Source organism: Halobacillus seohaensis, from assembly GCF_042663045.1.
GTDB classification, from domain to species: domain Bacteria; phylum Bacillota; class Bacilli; order Bacillales; family Halobacillaceae; genus Halobacillus_A; species Halobacillus_A seohaensis.
The window spans coordinates 134,522-152,275 of sequence record NZ_JBHSZV010000027.1 but is presented as its reverse complement, the minus strand read 5'-3'; the positions used below and the strand labels follow the sequence as shown (position 1 = coordinate 152,275).

Below are 17,754 nucleotides of genomic sequence, written 5' to 3'. Positions count from 1 at the left end.
GGTCATGCTTTTTCTAACATCCACCTTCAACAACTCCCCATTTTATCTGGTTACTTTTTATATCTGTTTACAAATTGAATTGTTAAGGTAACCTAGCTAGTCATGCAAATAATTTTTATTGGAGTTTCGCTCGTTCATCTATTATGTACCATACAAAAAAACAGTTACATTCTATCTTAATGGATAATAGAATGTAACTGTTTTTCTAAGGAGTTTACGATCTCTTGTAAATCATTTAATTGACGATTCATCACTTCAATTTCTGCTTTCGTGAGATCATGATCTACTCGGTATTCAGCAATTGCTTTCATTTCATAAAGGCTTTCTTCTATTTTACTTAAAATATGATCTTGCTGATGAGTCCACTCTAGCTGTTGCTCTAAGAACTTCTTTTTTTCAAGTTGATCGTTATCCATTTTGTTCCTCCCCAATCTCTTATATATAAGAGTAACAAAAAAGAACAACTAATGGTGCTGTATAAAAAATATTTTCCTTGTACCCTAAGGTCTCTGACCTAAGCGGTGTTTTTCTGACTTGCGTGAGTCTGACTCTTGTTTTGGAACTGGCTACCAAATAGGATTTCCTTTACTTTGTGCAGAGCTGAGAGCGTCAGATGGATGTGGTAGTCTGGACGAGAAGTGGGGTCAGGGCCTTCTGCAATATTGGTGGTCAATGGCTGTTGAGGTAGAGAGACCTGACCCCAGATGTGTTGTTCTTACGGTAGAGGCTTTTGGTAGAGGTTCTGCTTCTTCTCTATGCAAATTCAAAAAACATCACCCAAATAATTAACTACTTTAAAGTGATGAATTTTAGATGAGTGAGGACAGACCAGATCACTAATTATTTAACGATTTAACGCTTTAACGCTCGTTCCTTCAACGGGTAAAGTAAGTGACTTTGAGACATTTGAAATTCACAAAGATTTGGAGCACAAAGCCTCAAGGGATTTGGAATCAGATGTTTTTAGCCTTAATTGCGTACAACCGAAAAAAGAAAAAATCAAAGGGGCGACAAAAGGTCCCTATACCTCCTACCAAAAAGGAACCGGTATATGGAGATGTTGCTTTAGTGAAAAAGACAAAGAAGAAAAAATAAAGGACAATTTTAATATGTAAAAAAAGGGAATGAGTTTGCATTAGCACCTCTTTCCCTTTTTTTATTTTCAGCCAAAAAACAAATGTAATATTTTTCTATAAATAGGATACTTTTACTTACGTGCAAGGCTAGTGGGTCAGACCCCAAGATTCTTGGAAGCCCAGATGATAATTTCTCCATTGAACTTTGTTGTGCGTCGTTTGCTTGCCCCAACTGACGATGTGTGTTAAGTGCCGCAATATAATGATCAATTCTCATTTTAATAATTCCTCCTTGAATATAAGTAATTTCACGTCCTTGTGAAATTCTTTTTACAAAACAATAGCCGGCCGACTTTTGTAATGCGTTACATTACTTATATCGGACGGCTTGTAAAAGTGTTTAATCTTTTTTTGTTTTTTTCAGCAAATTTAGTATGTTTTCCGAGAAGGTTGCCGCTTCGGCATTCTCTTCTTGAATAGCGACATAGACTTCTTGGCGGTGAATATCAACATGCTTAGGTGCATCAATGCCTAACTTTACTTGGCCGCCTTCTAAGGCAACGATTTTAATCTCGATATCGTCACCTATTCGGACAGACTCTCCTTCTTTTCGGTTAAGGACGAGCATGGGCTTCACCGCCTTTGGGTTCAAACAATGGATGCTTTGTGCGATATGTAGGAGAATTTAATATTATCTGTTTTCCTTTGTTCTTTTCTAAGTTCACGATAATAGGTCCTTGTAAGTTTAGCGTTGATTTGCTGAAAGGTTCTTTTACTGTAACGACACCATAGACAGCGACGTCTTCCGGTTTAGCGATATCCAGGTCATTTTGAGATTTTTCGTCTAAATCAAACGCGTAGTCTTTATAGAACAAATAAGGGTTTGTCACGATTAGCGCTACACCTGCTTCATCAACAGACTGTAAGGCTAAGTACAATCCTGCATCGTCAACTGGTAATAAGGCATACTTGTGATAGCTTTCAAATCCAGGAATACCATTTTCAAAGTGGATAAAGTCTTCCTCTTTCACTTCCAGCTCACCAAAATACTTTGTCTCAATCTTCATTTAATAACACCTTTCCTTACACTTTCCAGTCGATTTGTAAATCAGGGTTCTGTTGTATATAAGTGCTCACTTTTCCTCGTTGGAAAGAGATTTCCGGGTCTCGTTTAGTCGTGTTAATGATAGGCTCATTTCGTTGAACTGAAATATCAGCACCGCTTGGTTGAAAACTAATGTCCACTAAATCATAAGCAGGACGGCCACCTGGTTGAATATCAAATTCGAAGCCAGCATTCCTCTTAGCTTGCATAGCTATTGGATTGCCACCATGTTCAATTTTCATCAGTTCATCACCTTCCGACGCAACACGGGCCACGCCTTCCATCCACTTTTGTTCAGCTACCTGTGCTGTTTCTCCTGTACGCACGGAAGCACTTTTCAAATCAATATTGTGCCAGGCTTTGGTTTGATCAATGGTTAGCTTCCCTGGTCGTTGCTCTATCGATAGGTCGGCTTTCGGTTGCTGGATGGATTGCTCGGCCTTTGGTTGACGAATGGTCTGCTGACCACGATTGATATTTAGCCCTATCTTAGCAGGTGTTGATTGAATTTGTATTTGAGGTACAGCCATAACAATCCCCCTAAAAAAACGAGGCTACCTCCTATAGAGACAGCCTTATCTTAGAAAATCCATCAGCGACGGTTGAATGATTCGAGAGCCTACACCCATCGCCGCCCTGTGCACGCTTTCCTGTGTTTTCAAATCTGTAATGACTTTTTCAATATTGGCATCTTCATTATCAGACATCATTTTCGTTGCACTCACTTCTTGAGAACCTAGACGATTTTCAATAAGTTCCACACGGTTCATCCGTGCACCTAAATCAGCACGTTGGCCTACAAAGCTATCCACGTGATCGTCGAACTGACTCAAACTAGCACTCAGTTCATCTTCATTCGCACCACTTTCTAAGTCATTAGCAAATTTGTGAATATCGGCAAATAGATCTTCATTGAAAACCGTACTTGGTGTCACGTTTGCTTGTATTTTCACACCAGATGATACTTCAATCTCAACAGGGCTATCACTTGTATTTACACCAAACGGTTCTTCATCATCGATCAGTTCTTCATCGATTGGTTTCTCTGTCGTGTTTTCTCCGTTAAAAATATACTTACCATTGACTTCTGTATTGGCAACATTAGCTATGTGTTCACCCAATTGGCGGACTTCTTTGGCAATATTCTCACGTTCACCGTCAGAATACGTTCCATTACTAGCCTGAACATTCAGTTCACGAATCCGTTGAAGCGCCTGAGTCCCCTCATCTAACGCCGCATCACTATTATCCATCCAATTGTGAACCTCTCCGATATTACGTTGGAACTGCTCCACTTCGCCAAGCTGGGATCGGTAGTTCATTCCTTTCATAGCAACAACGGGATCTTGAGATGGTCGACTAATTTTCTTCCCCGTAGAAAGCTGTTCTTGAAGGTCTCCCATCTTTCCGTAGCTATTACTCAAATTAGTGAGCATGTTGTTAGTAAGCATTCCTTGAGTTACGCGCATCTGCTATTCACCTACCTTCCTATCGTCCCATTTGATTAATGATACGATCGAGCATTTCATCTACTACTGTAATATTCCGAGCCGAAGCATTATAGGCATGTTGAAACTTGATCATATTGGTCATTTCTTCATCTAGTGATACAGAACTAACAGACTGTCGTTGCTGTTGAACAGAATCCGTTAACGTCCCCGCATTGCTTTTCATCCGCTGCGCTTCCTGAGCTTCAACCGCCATCGAGCCAATCATAGACTCATAATAGCTAACAACTGATGTTTCTGAACCGAATATTTCGGTATTTTGAACTTTTGCTAAGTCGGAGGCATTCCCTCCATCACCAGCTAGTGCTTCATTGGCAGCTGCAATGTGGTCGGTATCATTTTTAATTTCATTAGTAATATCTAAGCTTCCTGCTAAACCTTCAATGACATCATCATCATTTATAGCTCCATTAACTTCAAAAAAGTTAGGTGCGTTGTCATCATCTGAGATACTATTCAAGGATTCGCCCTCTTGATGTACTTTATTGAAAGTTTCAGCAAATCCTGTAGCCATTTTATCTAAATCAGCTATTACATTTTGATACGTGCCTTCCGCTTCACCATCAGCCTTCAAGTATCCGCCTGAATCCATTAAGGCTTTAAGCTTCCCGCTAGAAGTGAAATTTTCAACATCTATTTCCTTATTGCCAAGCTCCACGGAAGTCGCTAGTGATTCGTCGTTATAATTTACGTTCAGCGCGTTCGCTGTATTATCCGCTCCGTTCACCAAATTCGGCTCCATTGCATCTCCATTCTCATCCAATAGGGTAATATTCGCTTTCCCCATCGCCATAGCATCCGCTGAAGAAGGAGTATCCTCATAACTAACCTCAACATTCACCTGCTCAGACAGCTTATCAACTAAAAGATCACGCTTGTCATATAAGTCGTTAGGTACCATCCCATGAGGTTCAACTTCAGCAATTTGTTCATTTAAGTCATTAATTTGAGTAGCCATCGAATTAATATCCTTCGTTGTTACATCGACTTCCGCGGCAACATCCTTCTGCATATCACTAATCGTATTCGACAAATAATTATAATTCTCAGCTACCGCCTGTCCACGCTGACGCACCACCGAACGCGCGCCTGAATCTTCCGGATTGACTGATAAATCCTGCAAAGAATTCCAGAAACGATCCATCGTTTTTGAAAGTCCGTCTTCAGAAGGTTCGTTCATAACCTCCTCAAGTCGGCCGTAAGAATCCGCTCGTGCCTCGTAATATCCCGTTTTATTATTTTCCCCACGATACTGATCGTCCAAATAGCCATCACGAATACGCTCAATCGCACCCGATTGCACACCACTCCCAATCTGCCCAGCAATCTCCGGACGATTACGAGAAGCCGGTGGAAACGGACTCGTTTGTTCAAAATTAACACGCTGCCTCGTATAGCCTTCCGTGTTCGCATTCGAAATGTTATGCCCCGTTGTATGTAAAGCAGACTGTTGGGCAAACAGTCCGCGCTTGGCGACTTCTAATCCACTAAAAGTTGAAACCATCAGACCTCTCCTCTTCCGTTACGCTTTTGAATCAAAAACCGACCGCTTTTCCTCACTAGGTTTAGAAGACTCCCCGTAGTTTAAATTTTGCAAAGACGGTTGAAGCAATTCTAAAGACATGTTTACAAACTGCAGCGACTGCTTAATGAGCTCACTATTCAATACTTCCTGCTGCTTCAAATCCGCTAATACTAAAATAAACGAATCATACACCTCTTGAAGCTTTTGTCTCTCTGGCCAGTTCGCCCAGTTTAAAATGTCAGAGATCGTAGGCGACTCGATATCATAGTCCGGTTCACTCGCCGCCCACTCTTCAACCGCAGCCATACGCTTTTTTTCCAACGTATTAATCGCCGACACATGTTTACGCTCACGTGTTAAATAAGCTTTTAAAGACTCCGTATCATTCGTCTTTAATGCTTCGGTCTTTTTCTTCGATAACTCAAAAAGGCTTTCATGCAACTGCATCAATCGCTCCAGATGGTCAATAATACGCTTTGCCGTCACAATTATTCTCCTTTATTTATCAGCAAAGAAATCCACTAAATTCTTAGCTGTTCGTTGATGATCAACCTTATATGTGCCATCTTCTACCTGACTTTTAATTTCATTAATATGCTTCTGGCGAGCCTCACTCGTCTTACCAGAATCTTGAAGAGCCTTCCCTTGATCAGAAATTTCGACCTTGTCCTGTTGCTGCTTCGCATTATTTTTTAAATCAGTTGGCTGATTCACCTGTTTTTGATAAGGATTAAAATTTGCATGATTCGGACCATTGATCTTCATTTCCTTCACCTCACTTACACAATCTATCTTTACTCCTTATATCGGCATGTAACTTGAACAGTTTAGCGTTTATCCCGCTTCATCGAATAATAAGTCGCGTTACCTAAGTCTTTTTTCTTATTTCGTTCCTGTATATCATTCAGTTGGTCCTGCTGTTGTATCCCATTCTGAATTTCCTCCGTACAATTGCTACACAAACGCCCTTCCCGAATATCCGCACCACACTTCTCACAACCATAAGATAACGATGGGAACTGTGCAGGATGCAGCCGCTTCGACCTCACAAACTCACGGATCTTATGTTCCTCAACACCTGTTCCCCGAACAATATCCTCCACCGTTGCTGTACGATTCTGACGTTGCCTCACAAACGCATATACCGTCTGAAATTCCTCTTCTTCCCGCTTCACACAATCCTTACACACCGTCGCAGGACCCCTCATAAACAATGCATTACACTTCGGACAATTCGCTAACTCAGCCATCTTTCCAGCCTCCAATAATCTCTTTTTCTATTATATCGGCAAAACTTCAAAAATCCAAAGAGATCTTAACGAAAAAGTGTCAACGAATAAACAGAAGGACACCCCGAATCCCTAAGCAAACGCGCCAACAACCTCACCGTCATCCCCGTCGTATAAATATCATCCACCAACACCACCGGCCGAACAACATTCTCCTCAAGCACAAACGGATTCACCACAGCCATTCGCGCAGAACGCCCACGCTTCGACTGCTTTTCACTATCCTTCCTTTTAAAAAGGTTAAGGTGAGACTCACCCAGCTGTGCTACGATCGCCTCCGATTGATTAAAACCCCGCTCCCATAACCGCTCCTCACTTAACGGAATCGCAACCAAATCCATTTCCATTCCATGAAAGTGCTGGTTATACTTCGTCTGTAAAGCCTCAGTAAACGCCTCAACGAGCGTAAAGTCCCCCCGATACTTCCAGCGAGCGACAAGCTCTCTAGCAAAATCGTTGTACGCAAACACCGAAACATTTTTCGCAAGCACTCCACTGTAACTGTCCGATTGTTCCCAGCGCTTGCAGTCATAACAAATCCCATCACTATCAATGCGACCACAGCTTGTGCAGCCGGGCTCATCAATCACTAGCAACTTATCCAAGCAAGAAGTACAAACTTTCCGTTCCTTTTGTACTTTCCAAAAGTTACCCCAATTCACCTGTGGCAGAATGTCTGAAAAACAAATCACACATCTCATGATTTCTTCGCCAAGCGATTCATTTTACTAATCGCTTCTTGTGCATCAAGCATCGCATTCGTTTTGCCAATATGATAAAACACCACTTCACCGGTAGGATCAGCCGGACTCCTGCCCGCTCGTCCGGCAATTTGCACAAGAGCCGCTTCATCATAAACATGATGACCAGCATCAATGACAAACACGTCAACGGAAGGAAACGTAACCCCTCGTTCTAATATTGTCGTCGTAACGATAATTTGAATTTTTTGATCACGAAACGCTTGAACCTTCTCCGCTCGCTCAGGGTCTTCAGCATGGACGGAGGCAACAGAGTAATCGTCTTTTAGTAACTGTTCAATAATTTGCGCATAGGAAATGGTAGATACGAATAATAGCAACTGCCGCCTACCTTTTTGTTGGATGGCAATCTTCCTGGTGATCGATGAGGGCAATTGATCTTTGGCTAACTGATACCGCAGGGTAGGAGATAATTTTAAATGAGGGATAGGCAATGGATGGCCATGAAAGCGTGCAGGGATAAACACAGCAGGAAGCTGCTTTTTCTTAATCTGCCTTTTAACTTTTTTACGAGGGGTGGCGGTTAAATAAATGTGTGCCGCTTCAAGCTTAGCCGCTCTCTTTGCTGCCGACTGTAAGGATGGATCATTATGATATGGAAATGCATCAATTTCATCAATAATCATTACATCAAAGGCATGCGCAAAACGATATAACTGGTGGGTTGTTGAAACTAAAAGCTGGGCTTGGCCATCTTTTTCTTCACTATCGCCGTATAAACCTTCGATAAGCACTCTAGGAAAAGCCTGTTTTAAACGCGGCAACAGCTCACGGACGACATCTGTTCTTGGTGTAGCAATACAAATACGCAAACCTAGCCGTAAACCGATGGTCAGACCAGGAAACAGCATTTCCGTTTTCCCCGCCCCACAGACTGCCCAGACGAGCAACTCCTCCTTGTTTTGAATCGCAGAAGAAATTCGACTAGCGGCAAGTTGTTGACCAGCCGTTAACTCCCCTTCCCACGTACAAGGATCAGAATGTTTTTCCCACGCTAGCATGGGACTGCCTGCATATAAAGGTTCACATATCGTCACCCTTCCCATCATGATACAGTTTCTACAATAGAGGCAGTCTTGTTTGTGGCAAGTTGCATGAGGAAATCTAGCAAACAAATAAGGCTTTTCGTTGCCACATCGCTGACAGATGTTTTTTCCTTTAGTTGATAGAATAGAGGGGTTTTTGTGAAGAAGAGATTGTTCGATGAGGAGGTCAACTTCCTCTTTATCAAAAGGTAGTTCATCTCTCGTTAATAGTTTTCCTGAGAGAATTTTGTAAGGAGAATCTTCGGGGAATGTATGAAACAATACGATCACCTGCTTTTCTAATAGTAGTGCACCTAATTGAGTCTCACAACCAGGTGCACTACATTAGGAATCACGGTACCAACCTAGTCCCATCGCCCCTTCTCCAAGGTGGGTGCCAATAACCGGTCCAAAGTAACTTACCGTGACTTCAACATTCGTAAATTCTGTTTCGATCGCTGCTTTAATCTGCTCCGCCTCGCTTGAACGATTCGCATGGATTACGCTCGCTTTATAATGTCCTTCTGCCGAAATCGACTCTTCAAATAACGTTAAAATCCGTTTCAACGCTTTTTTGCGTGTGCGAATTTTTTCAAAAGGAACGATCTTTGTATCTTCAAAATGTAAAACGGGCTTCACTTGCAGAAGACTGCCAACAAACGCTTGCGCCCCATTTAACCGGCCACCACGCTGCAGGTGCGAAAGATCATCGGCCATAAAATAGGCTTGCATGGATTGCTTCATTTCGTTAAGGCGCGAGATAATTTGCTCAGGAAACATCCCTTCACCTGCTAACTGAGCAGCCTCTAGTGCATAATATCCTTGCATAAAGCAGCTGACTTCCGAATCAAATACATATACGTCTATATCTTCAACCATGTTTCCGGCGGTGACCATTCCTTGATACGTTCCGCTAATCCCACTTGATAAATGAATGGACACTACCGCATCAAAGTCCTTGGCGAGCTCCGATAATTTTTCTGTCATTAATCCGATCGAAGGCTGAGATGTTTTAGGAAGATCTGCATTTTCCTTCACCATATCGTAAAAGTCGTCCACAGAAATGTCGACTTCTTCTTGGTAAGATTCATGACCAAAGACGACATTAAGCGGAACCATATGTATATCCTTTAGCTGGCGTACATGTTTAGGAATGTAGGCTGTACTATCCGTAATGATTGCTGTTTTCATAGGATATATCTCCTTGTATTCTGTCTTTCTCACTATCTATTATTTTACATGAAGGGGGACGAGTTTGCACATGAAGATTGCAGAAGGGTTCGGATTTTATTTTGACATTTTCTGCAGTTACCATCACCTTTTCCGACAATTCACCCTCAAAAAAGCTCCTGAGCCAATCCATCCGACTCAGGAGCTTCCTTCATTCAATTAATTATATCACTTCTACCCAGCCATTTTTAATTGCCGTTACAACAGCCTGAGTTCGATCATTTACGTTCATCTTTTGCAAAATATTACTCACATGATTTTTTACCGTTTTTTCACTAATAAACAAAGCTTCAGCTACGCCACGGTTACTTTGTCCATCAGCTAATAGCTGTAATACTTCACACTCACGTCGCGTTAGTAAATGAAGAGGTTTGCGATATTCAACCGCACGAAACGCTTCATTTGAACTAGCGTCAGAAAGGCGGCGATATTCCGCTACTAAATTGTGGGTAACTTTAGGGTGTAAATAAGATCCACCGCTCCCTACCACTTTAATAGCTTCAATCAATGATTCGGAATCCATTTCCTTCAATAAATACCCTTGTGCCCCCGTTTTAAGTGCGTGGGTCACATAATTCTCATCGTCGTGAATGGATAGTATGATAATTTTTATATTGGGAAAACGTTGGTTAAGTTCTGCTGTTGCTTCTACACCATTCACACTTGGCATATTAATATCCATTAAAACAACATCGGGATTATGCTTATCAACAAGGTCGATTGCAACTGAACCGTCGTCTCCTTCAGCCACAACTTCAAAGCTAGATTCAAAATCTAGGATCCGTTTAACACCTTCACGAAATAATTTGTGGTCATCAATTAAAACGATTCTGGTCATTTTGAGTCTACCTCCTATTTTTTCACCATTCGATGTTTTTGTCTGTTTTATCGAATGCAACTCTTTCTTATTTACTATTTCTCTAATTTAAGTCGATCGTCCCTAATCCTACTTCCTATTATAAACGATTTCCGCCTTTTTACATAGTTATTCATGAAATTAACAATTTAAAGGCAATTGAATCGTGACAATGGTCCCTTTTCCTGGAGTGGAATTGATATGTAACTCACCGTTCACCATATCAACACGTTCTCGCATGCCCATTAGGCCAAAGGATTTTTCTTTCTTAATAGAAGGATCAAAGCCCTTCCCGTCGTCTTTAATAACAATATTTGTCGTATTTTCACTCAATTCATACTTAACTTCAATGGACTTTGCCTCTGCATGTTTCACTGCATTTTGAACAGCTTCTTGAATGAGTCTAAAAATAGCAACTTCATATTTGCTTTCCATCCTCCGCTCACTACCTAAAGAAGTAAAACGAATGGCGATTCCATTGTAGTCTTCGACAGTAGGTAAGTATTTTTTTAATGTTGGCACTAGGCCCAAGTCATCTAATGCCATCGGGCGGAGGTCGTAAATGATCCGTCTTACATCATATAATGCAGATCGTACTAGCTTTCGCACATTACGAATTTCTTCTAATGCTTCATCAACCCCGCGTTCATTAAAGGTTCGTTCAACGAGATCAGAACGCAGCATCACATTAGCTAACGCTTGTGCTGGACCATCATGAATATCTCGAGAAAGGCGTCTGCGCTCTTCCTCTTGAGCTTCAATGATTTGCAAGCCGAACTCTTGTTTTTCCTTGGCGGATTCTAGCGTTTCCGCTACCTCTTGAAAATCTTCTGTTAAATAATTTAAAACAACAGAGATTTTACCAGCAAGAGCTTCAGCTTTTTCGATCGTCCCATCCAAATTACGCAGCCTTAATTCAATTTCATTACGTCTTTCTCTTAATTGCTTCTCTTTTTCTCGAGTAATCGATAAGTCCATTTGCAAACTGTGAGTATATTCGTAAACTTCACGAATTTGTTTCTCAGAATATTGCTGGAATTGTTTGCTGACTTCAGCCAATCGAATCCGTGACAAACGTACTTTTTTATCTAGTTCGTCTCCTTCATCAATTAAAGTAGTCACTTGTTTTTTTATAGATTCAAGTTCTCTATTTAATTTTTCAAACTCTATTCGGGAGTTTTCACCAATCTGGAATATTTCATCTTTACTATTAGATACAGTGGAAACCATATCATTAATAATGTAATCAAGTTCTTTATTCCCAGACTTCGAATCCGTCATAACAAGTCCCTCCATCAACATTCACAATATCATTCGTTGGACCTAAGTCCATTTATGGGGGTCTTTTACCGTTAATTATATTTATTTAAACTCTTAACAAGTTGCCCCTATCGCACCAACCATTATATAATAAAAGTTCAGGGGGTTAAATCACGATGTTAGAAAGCTATCAAACAGTAAAAGAAGAGGGACACCTTGAAATAACTGTACAAAAATCAAGATTTATTGGTTATATTAAACGGTGTGAAACGGAAGAGGAAGCGAAATCATTTATTCAATCGATTAAAAAGAAACATCAAGACGCAACTCATAATTGTTCTGCCTACATGATTGGAGAACATGACTTAATCCAAAAAGCGAATGATGATGGAGAACCTAGCGGGACAGCTGGGGTTCCTATGCTAGAAGTACTTAAAAAAATGGAACTAAAAGATACAGCCGTTGTTGTAACCAGATACTTTGGTGGTATTAAATTGGGAGCAGGGGGGTTAATCCGTGCTTATTCGAGTACGACATCAGAAGCGATACGTTCCATTGGTGTTGTGAATAGAGAACTTATGCAAACAATGAAAGTTAAGGCTGATTATTCTTTACTTGGGAAATTAGAAAACGAACTAAGAAATTCTAAATACCAAATACAAAGGATTGAGTACCTTGATAATGTGGAAGTATATATATATGTGAATTCTCAGGAAATAGAGGAGTTCTGCACCTGGGTTACCAATCTCACTAATGGAAAATCAATTATTTCTTACGGAGAGCATTCGTACCTAGAAACCCTTGTCGAATGAATAAACTATTAAACACGCCCTTAAAGGAACAATCAGATTCGAATAATATATAAGTTGACTTACGTTTAAAAGGAGCACATTCGAATGAAAAGAAAGAAAACTAAGATTTTTTTGTGGGTTATAGCATCACTTATTTTATTAACAATCGGGGCAACAGTCGGATATGCTGCGTTTTTAACTGATAAAGCTAGGGACGCTGCTAGCGATTCAAATGAATCTCTTGACCGTGGAGACAAATCAGAACTTCGTGAAGATAAAGTCACCCCTAGAATGGATCACACCTCTGTGCTTTTTATGGGAATTGATGATAGTGAAGCACGCGATAGTAGTGACAATGGAGAGGGACCTAGTTTGTCTGATGCTTTAATTTTAGCAACATTCAATAACGATGATCAATCCGTTAAGTTAGTTAGTATTCCACGTGATTCTTACGCTTATATCCCGGAAGTTGGATATAATGATAAAATTACACATGCTCATTCCTTTGGTGGCACCGATGCTACGATTGAAACGGTAGAAAATTTATTGGACGTGCCGGTCGACTATTATGTCCGTCTGAATTTCAATTCATTTGTAGATGTAATTAATTCATTAGGCGGTGTTGAATATGATGTACCTTTTGATCTCGCCGAGCAAAATAGTAAAGACCAAAAAGGTGCCATTGAACTATCAGAAGGACAACAAGTTGTAAATGGTGAAGAAGCATTAGCACTCGTTCGTTCGCGTCAATATGATAGTGATCTAGCACGTGGGGAACGTCAATTATCAATGATTCAGGCCATCATTGATAAAGTAGCGAGCGCGGGCTCGATTACAAACTATGGAAGTGTTATTGATTCCATAGGAAATAATATGAAAACAAATTTATCTTTTAGTGAAATGACTTCTTACAAGGACTATGTAATTAACGAAGAAGGATTACATTTCGATGAAATGCAATTAAAGGGTGAAGGTGGATATATTGATGATGTCTGGTATTTCCATATTGATGATACGAGTTTAGCGAACACGAAAAACTCTCTTAGATCCCATTTGAATTTAGAAGATACCCCTACTAACAATTCTTTTGCTGGCGAGGATTCTCAAGATGATGACGAAGATTATCAATATTAAACGATATTTCCTAGGAAATAACTCCTTAAATAAATAGGTTTGTCGACATTTGTAAGACGCCGTTGTAATAAACGGCGTCTTTTTTGTTGTTATCAATAGATAAGGATGTGTTCCGTTTCGGTGGAGAAACACACGAAATAGCATATAATTTAGTCTCTTGTTTTCCCTTATATATCAATGGTTGTTGGAAACGCCTTAATTACTATGTTAATTGGGATGCTACTTGCGAAGACTTGATTCCGAGGTTGTGCGGCTGTTCCGTCATCGGTAGGAAGAGAAGTGGTACGGAACATCAACGAATCTTAGAAATCGGCACGCAACCATTGATATAACAGCATGTTCATCATCTGTTTTCCCTGCCCTCTCAAACTCCATACGGCAAACGGAGCTTCTTGTTAGTACTTATGCCTTATCGAAGGCTAAATCTTTCATCAATCATATCGGCTTTATCCAGCGCCTAGCGAGACCTTATTGCTTTCTTGAGAAGAACGGAAGCATCCGAAAAGCTACATCACTTGAGCAGAACGCCTTGTGCGTGAGAATCGTATTGGGTGAGGCTTTACTCTATTCTATAACATAGGTAAGACGCATTCTCCTATGCCGTGGGGTCGTTCATCTCCATATCGAATGGGGTGGCTTTGAAACGACGAGACTCCCGCGGGAGAAGGAACTAGGCGAGACCCCACAGGGAGTGTCAACGACCGAGGAGTCTTGCCAGTTCCCCCGCAGGAAAGCGAGTTGTTTCAAAGCCACCCCCCATCCCTTATAGAGGCCACTGAAAAAGTCCGATGAATTTTAAGAAAAGCAAATCCCTGAAAATCCCATCCCCACTTTCGGCTTATAAATTAGGGGGAAATTGGACTTAATACTCCACTTTTACAGGAAAAACAACGTGATTTTGGGATAGTGTTTTTCAAAAAAGTTCATTATTAATAGAAAAAGACTTTTTCAGTGGCCTCTCCCTTATACGGTAACGAACCCCCATGATTTCGGAAATGAGTCTCTAACATACGAGTAATGCTAAGGAAGAGTTATTAATAATGGTTTCAATATTTTCACAGTAATGAACGTACTTTCACCATTCGGAGTCAATAGTTCCAAAAAACAATACCACTTTTAAGATCATATTGATAGGATATAGAGCTACATAAATGGTGTAAGCTATTCTTTCCAACAGAGCGTTTTAACAGTGTACAGAGACTCAAGAACGTTTCAGGCTTGAATTTAATGAAGCGTTTCAAAAAGCCCGTTTCGTTAGTGTTTGTCTTACATAATTCCGACCAAATGTTTCATAAATTCACTTTTTCCGTGGCCACAGTCTTTTCCCATCCCCCATTCTCCGATGAAAAGCAACGGAATCGCCATTCTTTTATTGAATAAGAAGGCTTAAAGCGATATAGAAGAAAGCACCCTCCAGCACAATTCTCATCCAACAGGAATGCTTTTTACTTGGCACCAAATCTGATGCTTCCGTTCTCCTCACGAAAGCAAGAAGGTCCAGGAAATTATGAGACTCCTGTGGGATGAACATGATCGGTGAGATCCCGTAAGGCGTAGCCTGAGGAAGCTCACCACATGCCCACGGAAAGCGAGTGATTTCCCGGACCTTCAAACGCCATCTTTTGTAACGGAAACCACCAGAATGTCTCGAAGCTGAGTACGAATAAATACGGTGCAATTTGTGATAAGTTTAATATTTTTTGATCTTTTACATAATTACTTTCATTTCGTCACATATTTAAACAGAAAGGTTTATACTCCCTCCTATATGGCTACATAATCTAAAGGGTTGTCGAAAGTTGACGAAAAAAATTCGTAATTGAGTTTATATCGATTGTGCATAAACAGAACAAAAAGTAGAATGGTTCTGTTGCAATTATAACTAGGAGGCATTATTCATTTATGGCGAATCTTGAAAGAAGACAATTAAAACGCTCCCTTAAGCCCCACTGGGTATGGGCCATTGCTTTTGGATCAGCAATCGGTTGGGGTGCATTTGTACTACCTACGGATTGGATTGGACAAGCCGGGCCAATTGGTGTAGTTATCGGAATCCTATTAGGCGCCATTCTTATGATGGTGATTGGGGTCAGCTATGGATTCCTCATTGATAAATTTCCAGTAACAGGCGGAGAATTTTCCTATGCTTATATAGGATTTGGAAGAGGATTAGCCTTTATAGCTGGTTGGTTTCTTACGCTCGGATACATGTGTATCGTTGCCTTAAACGCGTCAGCTCTAGCTTTATTAGCCAAATTTTTATTCCCGGACTTCGCTTCGATCGGAACGATGTATTCCGTAGCAGGATATGACGTTTCCATTATTCAAATATTGATAGCGAGTATCGCATTAATATTATTTGCATTTCTAAATATTCGTGGGACCAGTTTTTCTGGCCAGACACAATTTGTCTTTAGTATTATTTTGATTTTAGGGATCTTATTTCTTGCTGCCGGAGCCATTTTCACGGAAGGGCCGAGTTTCTCTAATATAACTCCCGCTTTTGAACCTTCTCAATCAGCAATAGCTTCGATTCTTGCGATCTTGGCGATTGCTCCGTTTGCTTATGTAGGTTTCGACAATATCCCACAAGCCGCTGAGGAGTTCGAGTTTGAACCTAAGCGAGCCTTTAGCCTGATTATATGGTCCTTAGTAGCTGCGGGTCTTGCCTATTCGTTTATGATTATTATTACGGCAAGTACGATGCCTTGGCCAGATCTTCTCACTCAAATTGATCAAGAGAATTCAGTTTGGGGAACCGGAGATGCTATTGAAAGTTACATGGGGCGTACCGGCGTCTTTATTATTGCCGGAGCCATATGTATGGGGATCTTCACGGGATTAAACGGGTTCTTCCTGTCGTCCAGTCGTTTAACTTTTGCCATGGGGCGTGCACGAATTTTGCCAAACGTTTTTCGTTCATTACACAGCAAGTACCATACACCTTATGTAGGAATTTTGTTCACTATGGGGGTTTGTTTAATTGCTCCGTGGTTTGGACGCGAGGCTCTCCTATGGGTTGTTGATATGTCTTCAACAGGTGTGGCCATTGCATACTTCTTCTGTACAGCCACTGCTTATAAAATCTTCAAATGGTCAGACAAGCAGTCCGATTATCACAAAGCAAGCGTTGTCGCACCTGGTAAGAAACTCTTATCGCTACTAGGTATGCTTAGTTCGATCACGTTTCTCCTGCTGTTATTAGTTCCCGCATCACCAGCAGCACTTGGAAACGAATCACTCATTGCGCTCGGTGTCTGGGTATTATTGGGGATCCTATTCTACTTGTTTAATTCTGGACGCTACAACAAATTAACTGAAGAAGAATTAAATTACCTGATCTTAGGTAAAGAAAAATTATAGTAATCAAAAGGTTCGCCTACAAAAGTTTGGAGCGAGTCTTTTGATTAAAATTATTGGATGTCAAGCTTAGCTATTTCTAAATTAGCCATTGAAGTGTCTGATTCAATAAACCATTGCCCATGGTCAAAGAAAATGAGTTGAGCTAATCACTTTGCGTCATTTTCTTTGACTGTTCTTTCAAATTCTTGAACAATGTTTTAACAAGATGACAAAAATTTTAATGAGCCGTCAGGTAAAGTGGATATTCTTAAAAAAGGAAGGGGATCACCAATTTATAATAGGTATCCCCTTCCTTTATTTTGTGAAGGCTTTTTTAGTGGCTTCAAACGTTCCCTTAAGCCCCTTTATCTGTTTCTTGCGAGGGAACCTTGATTCTGTCCTAAATATTTACGATTATACAATAGTAAACTTGGTTAATTGTTCTACCAAGTTAGTAAGAATTCCGGCAAACGCCCTGTACACTTAAAGTCAAGATAAGATTCGATAGTTCTCATGAGCCACAACGGTACGATCATACTCAAAATCAATTTCATCAAGGTTATCCATTACTTTTAAATCAACAATGACAGAGCGTTGGCACTGATTAGGGATAACTTCCCCTTTAAACAATATGTCATCTCGTACAAACTCAACAACATTTCCGGGTTGTGCTACTTTATCGTCTGGATAAAACACTATAAAGCCCCCTTTTACAAAACAAATTAAACTATAAAAATAACAAACTTATAGGAATTAACCATCTGAGCCTGTTATTGTATTTATATTATAATAAAAGAAATTTATTATTACAAATAATTTGAAAACAACTCAATAGTTCCTGTATTGGTTTGA

18 protein-coding genes and 2 pseudogenes are annotated in these 17,754 nt (G+C 40.4%); 3 read left to right on the top strand and 17 right to left on the bottom strand.

Features of this window, described 5'->3' with window-relative positions; translation table 11 throughout:
• Nucleotides 1–176 precede the first annotated feature (176 nt).
• From ACFQIC_RS11515 to ACFQIC_RS11445, 15 genes and pseudogenes are all read right to left on the bottom strand, one after another.
• Nucleotides 177–416: a hypothetical protein gene (locus ACFQIC_RS11515; RefSeq protein WP_204709463.1), complete on the bottom strand. Its 240-nt coding sequence runs from the start codon at nt 414–416 to the stop codon at nt 177–179.
• Between the two features lie 805 nt (nt 417–1,221).
• Nucleotides 1,222–1,353 (bottom strand): annotated as a pseudogene (locus tag ACFQIC_RS21080) (flagellin); the annotation flags it as partial.
• A gap of 123 nt (nt 1,354–1,476) precedes the next feature.
• Nucleotides 1,477–1,704: a carbon storage regulator CsrA gene (gene csrA / locus ACFQIC_RS11505; protein WP_204709461.1), complete on the bottom strand. Its 228-nt coding sequence runs from the start codon at nt 1,702–1,704 to the stop codon at nt 1,477–1,479.
• Nucleotides 1,691–2,143 carry a flagellar assembly protein FliW gene (gene fliW / locus ACFQIC_RS11500; RefSeq protein ID WP_204709459.1) on the bottom strand — a complete coding sequence of 151 codons (453 nt, stop codon included), beginning with the start codon at nt 2,141–2,143 and terminating at the stop codon, nt 1,691–1,693. The genes csrA and fliW overlap by 14 nt, the downstream gene beginning before the upstream one ends.
• 16 nt (nt 2,144–2,159) lie before the next feature.
• Nucleotides 2,160–2,711 (bottom strand): DUF6470 family protein, encoded by a 552-nt coding sequence (locus ACFQIC_RS11495; RefSeq protein ID WP_204709457.1) that lies wholly within the window; start codon nt 2,709–2,711, stop codon nt 2,160–2,162.
• A gap of 45 nt (nt 2,712–2,756) precedes the next feature.
• A complete protein-coding gene (gene flgL, locus ACFQIC_RS11490) occupies nt 2,757–3,650 on the bottom strand; it encodes a flagellar hook-associated protein FlgL (protein WP_204709455.1) in 894 nt (297 codons plus the stop codon).
• 19 nt (nt 3,651–3,669) lie between these two features.
• Nucleotides 3,670–5,193, bottom strand: a complete 1,524-nt coding sequence (gene flgK / locus ACFQIC_RS11485; RefSeq protein WP_204709453.1) for a flagellar hook-associated protein FlgK — start codon at nt 5,191–5,193, stop codon at nt 3,670–3,672.
• 18 nt (nt 5,194–5,211) lie between these two features.
• A complete protein-coding gene (locus ACFQIC_RS11480; protein ID WP_204709451.1) occupies nt 5,212–5,700 on the bottom strand; it encodes a flagellar protein FlgN in 489 nt (162 codons plus the stop codon).
• A 12-nt stretch (nt 5,701–5,712) separates the two neighbouring features.
• Complete coding sequence (gene flgM, locus ACFQIC_RS11475) at nt 5,713–5,979, bottom strand: flagellar biosynthesis anti-sigma factor FlgM (protein ID WP_204709449.1); 267 nt, start codon at nt 5,977–5,979, stop codon at nt 5,713–5,715.
• A gap of 62 nt (nt 5,980–6,041) precedes the next feature.
• On the bottom strand, nt 6,042–6,464 hold the full coding sequence (locus ACFQIC_RS11470; protein ID WP_204709441.1) for a TIGR03826 family flagellar region protein: 423 nt from the start codon (nt 6,462–6,464) through the stop codon (nt 6,042–6,044).
• A gap of 65 nt (nt 6,465–6,529) precedes the next feature.
• Nucleotides 6,530–7,204, bottom strand: a complete 675-nt coding sequence (locus ACFQIC_RS11465; protein ID WP_204709439.1) for a ComF family protein — start codon at nt 7,202–7,204, stop codon at nt 6,530–6,532.
• Nucleotides 7,201–8,580 carry an ATP-dependent helicase ComFA gene (locus ACFQIC_RS11460; protein WP_465260867.1) on the bottom strand — a complete coding sequence of 460 codons (1,380 nt, stop codon included), beginning with the start codon at nt 8,578–8,580 and terminating at the stop codon, nt 7,201–7,203. Before ACFQIC_RS11460 ends, ACFQIC_RS11465 begins: the two co-directional genes overlap by 4 nt.
• A gap of 54 nt (nt 8,581–8,634) precedes the next feature.
• On the bottom strand, nt 8,635–9,480 hold the full coding sequence (locus ACFQIC_RS11455; RefSeq protein WP_204709437.1) for a DegV family protein: 846 nt from the start codon (nt 9,478–9,480) through the stop codon (nt 8,635–8,637).
• Nucleotides 9,481–9,682: 202 nt separating this feature from the next.
• Nucleotides 9,683–10,357, bottom strand: coding sequence for a response regulator (locus ACFQIC_RS11450; RefSeq protein ID WP_204709436.1), 675 nt, complete (start codon nt 10,355–10,357; stop codon nt 9,683–9,685).
• A 159-nt stretch (nt 10,358–10,516) separates the two neighbouring features.
• Nucleotides 10,517–11,656, bottom strand: a complete 1,140-nt coding sequence (locus ACFQIC_RS11445) for a sensor histidine kinase (protein WP_204709435.1) — start codon at nt 11,654–11,656, stop codon at nt 10,517–10,519.
• 155 nt (nt 11,657–11,811) lie between these two features.
• Between ACFQIC_RS11445 and ACFQIC_RS11440 the strand changes: the two genes are divergently transcribed.
• Nucleotides 11,812–12,447 carry a YigZ family protein gene (locus tag ACFQIC_RS11440; protein ID WP_204709434.1) on the top strand — a complete coding sequence of 212 codons (636 nt, stop codon included), beginning with the start codon at nt 11,812–11,814 and terminating at the stop codon, nt 12,445–12,447.
• An 84-nt stretch (nt 12,448–12,531) separates the two neighbouring features.
• Nucleotides 12,532–13,560, top strand: coding sequence for an LCP family protein (locus tag ACFQIC_RS11435; protein ID WP_204709433.1), 1,029 nt, complete (start codon nt 12,532–12,534; stop codon nt 13,558–13,560).
• A 1,124-nt stretch (nt 13,561–14,684) separates the two neighbouring features.
• Here ACFQIC_RS11435 and ACFQIC_RS11430 read toward each other — a convergent pair.
• Nucleotides 14,685–14,857 (bottom strand): annotated as a pseudogene (locus ACFQIC_RS11430) (IS4-like element ISHaha1 family transposase); the annotation flags it as partial.
• Nucleotides 14,858–15,462: 605 nt separating this feature from the next.
• On the opposite strand from ACFQIC_RS11430, the gene ACFQIC_RS11425 reads away from it, so the two are divergent.
• Entirely contained in the window at nt 15,463–16,923 is a 1,461-nt protein-coding gene (locus tag ACFQIC_RS11425) for an APC family permease (protein ID WP_204709432.1), read from the top strand.
• A 468-nt stretch (nt 16,924–17,391) separates the two neighbouring features.
• Here ACFQIC_RS11425 and ACFQIC_RS11420 read toward each other — a convergent pair whose 3' ends face one another.
• The gene (locus ACFQIC_RS11420) at nt 17,392–17,598 is read right to left on the bottom strand and encodes a YkvS family protein (RefSeq protein ID WP_204709431.1); all 207 of its coding nucleotides are present in this window, start codon (nt 17,596–17,598) and stop codon (nt 17,392–17,394) included.
• Nucleotides 17,599–17,754: the final 156 nt, after the last annotated feature.

Coding starts and splice junctions, on each gene's coding strand:
- ACFQIC_RS11425 (WP_204709432.1), top strand. CDS start 15,463: ATGGCGAATCTTGAAAGAAGACAATTAAAACGCTCCCTTAAGCCCCAC.
- ACFQIC_RS11450 (WP_204709436.1), bottom strand. CDS start 10,357: ATGACCAGAATCGTTTTAATTGATGACCACAAATTATTTCGTGAAGGT.
- ACFQIC_RS11455 (WP_204709437.1), bottom strand. CDS start 9,480: ATGAAAACAGCAATCATTACGGATAGTACAGCCTACATTCCTAAACAT.
- ACFQIC_RS11515 (WP_204709463.1), bottom strand. CDS start 416: ATGGATAACGATCAACTTGAAAAAAAGAAGTTCTTAGAGCAACAGCTA.
- flgL (WP_204709455.1), bottom strand. CDS start 3,650: ATGCGCGTAACTCAAGGAATGCTTACTAACAACATGCTCACTAATTTG.
- ACFQIC_RS11435 (WP_204709433.1), top strand. CDS start 12,532: ATGAAAAGAAAGAAAACTAAGATTTTTTTGTGGGTTATAGCATCACTT.
- ACFQIC_RS11470 (WP_204709441.1), bottom strand. CDS start 6,464: ATGGCTGAGTTAGCGAATTGTCCGAAGTGTAATGCATTGTTTATGAGG.
- csrA (WP_204709461.1), bottom strand. CDS start 1,704: ATGCTCGTCCTTAACCGAAAAGAAGGAGAGTCTGTCCGAATAGGTGAC.
- ACFQIC_RS11495 (WP_204709457.1), bottom strand. CDS start 2,711: ATGGCTGTACCTCAAATACAAATTCAATCAACACCTGCTAAGATAGGG.
- ACFQIC_RS11440 (WP_204709434.1), top strand. CDS start 11,812: ATGTTAGAAAGCTATCAAACAGTAAAAGAAGAGGGACACCTTGAAATA.
- flgK (WP_204709453.1), bottom strand. CDS start 5,193: ATGGTTTCAACTTTTAGTGGATTAGAAGTCGCCAAGCGCGGACTGTTT.
- ACFQIC_RS11465 (WP_204709439.1), bottom strand. CDS start 7,204: ATGAGATGTGTGATTTGTTTTTCAGACATTCTGCCACAGGTGAATTGG.
- ACFQIC_RS11445 (WP_204709435.1), bottom strand. CDS start 11,656: ATGACGGATTCGAAGTCTGGGAATAAAGAACTTGATTACATTATTAAT.
- fliW (WP_204709459.1), bottom strand. CDS start 2,143: ATGAAGATTGAGACAAAGTATTTTGGTGAGCTGGAAGTGAAAGAGGAA.
- flgM (WP_204709449.1), bottom strand. CDS start 5,979: ATGAAGATCAATGGTCCGAATCATGCAAATTTTAATCCTTATCAAAAA.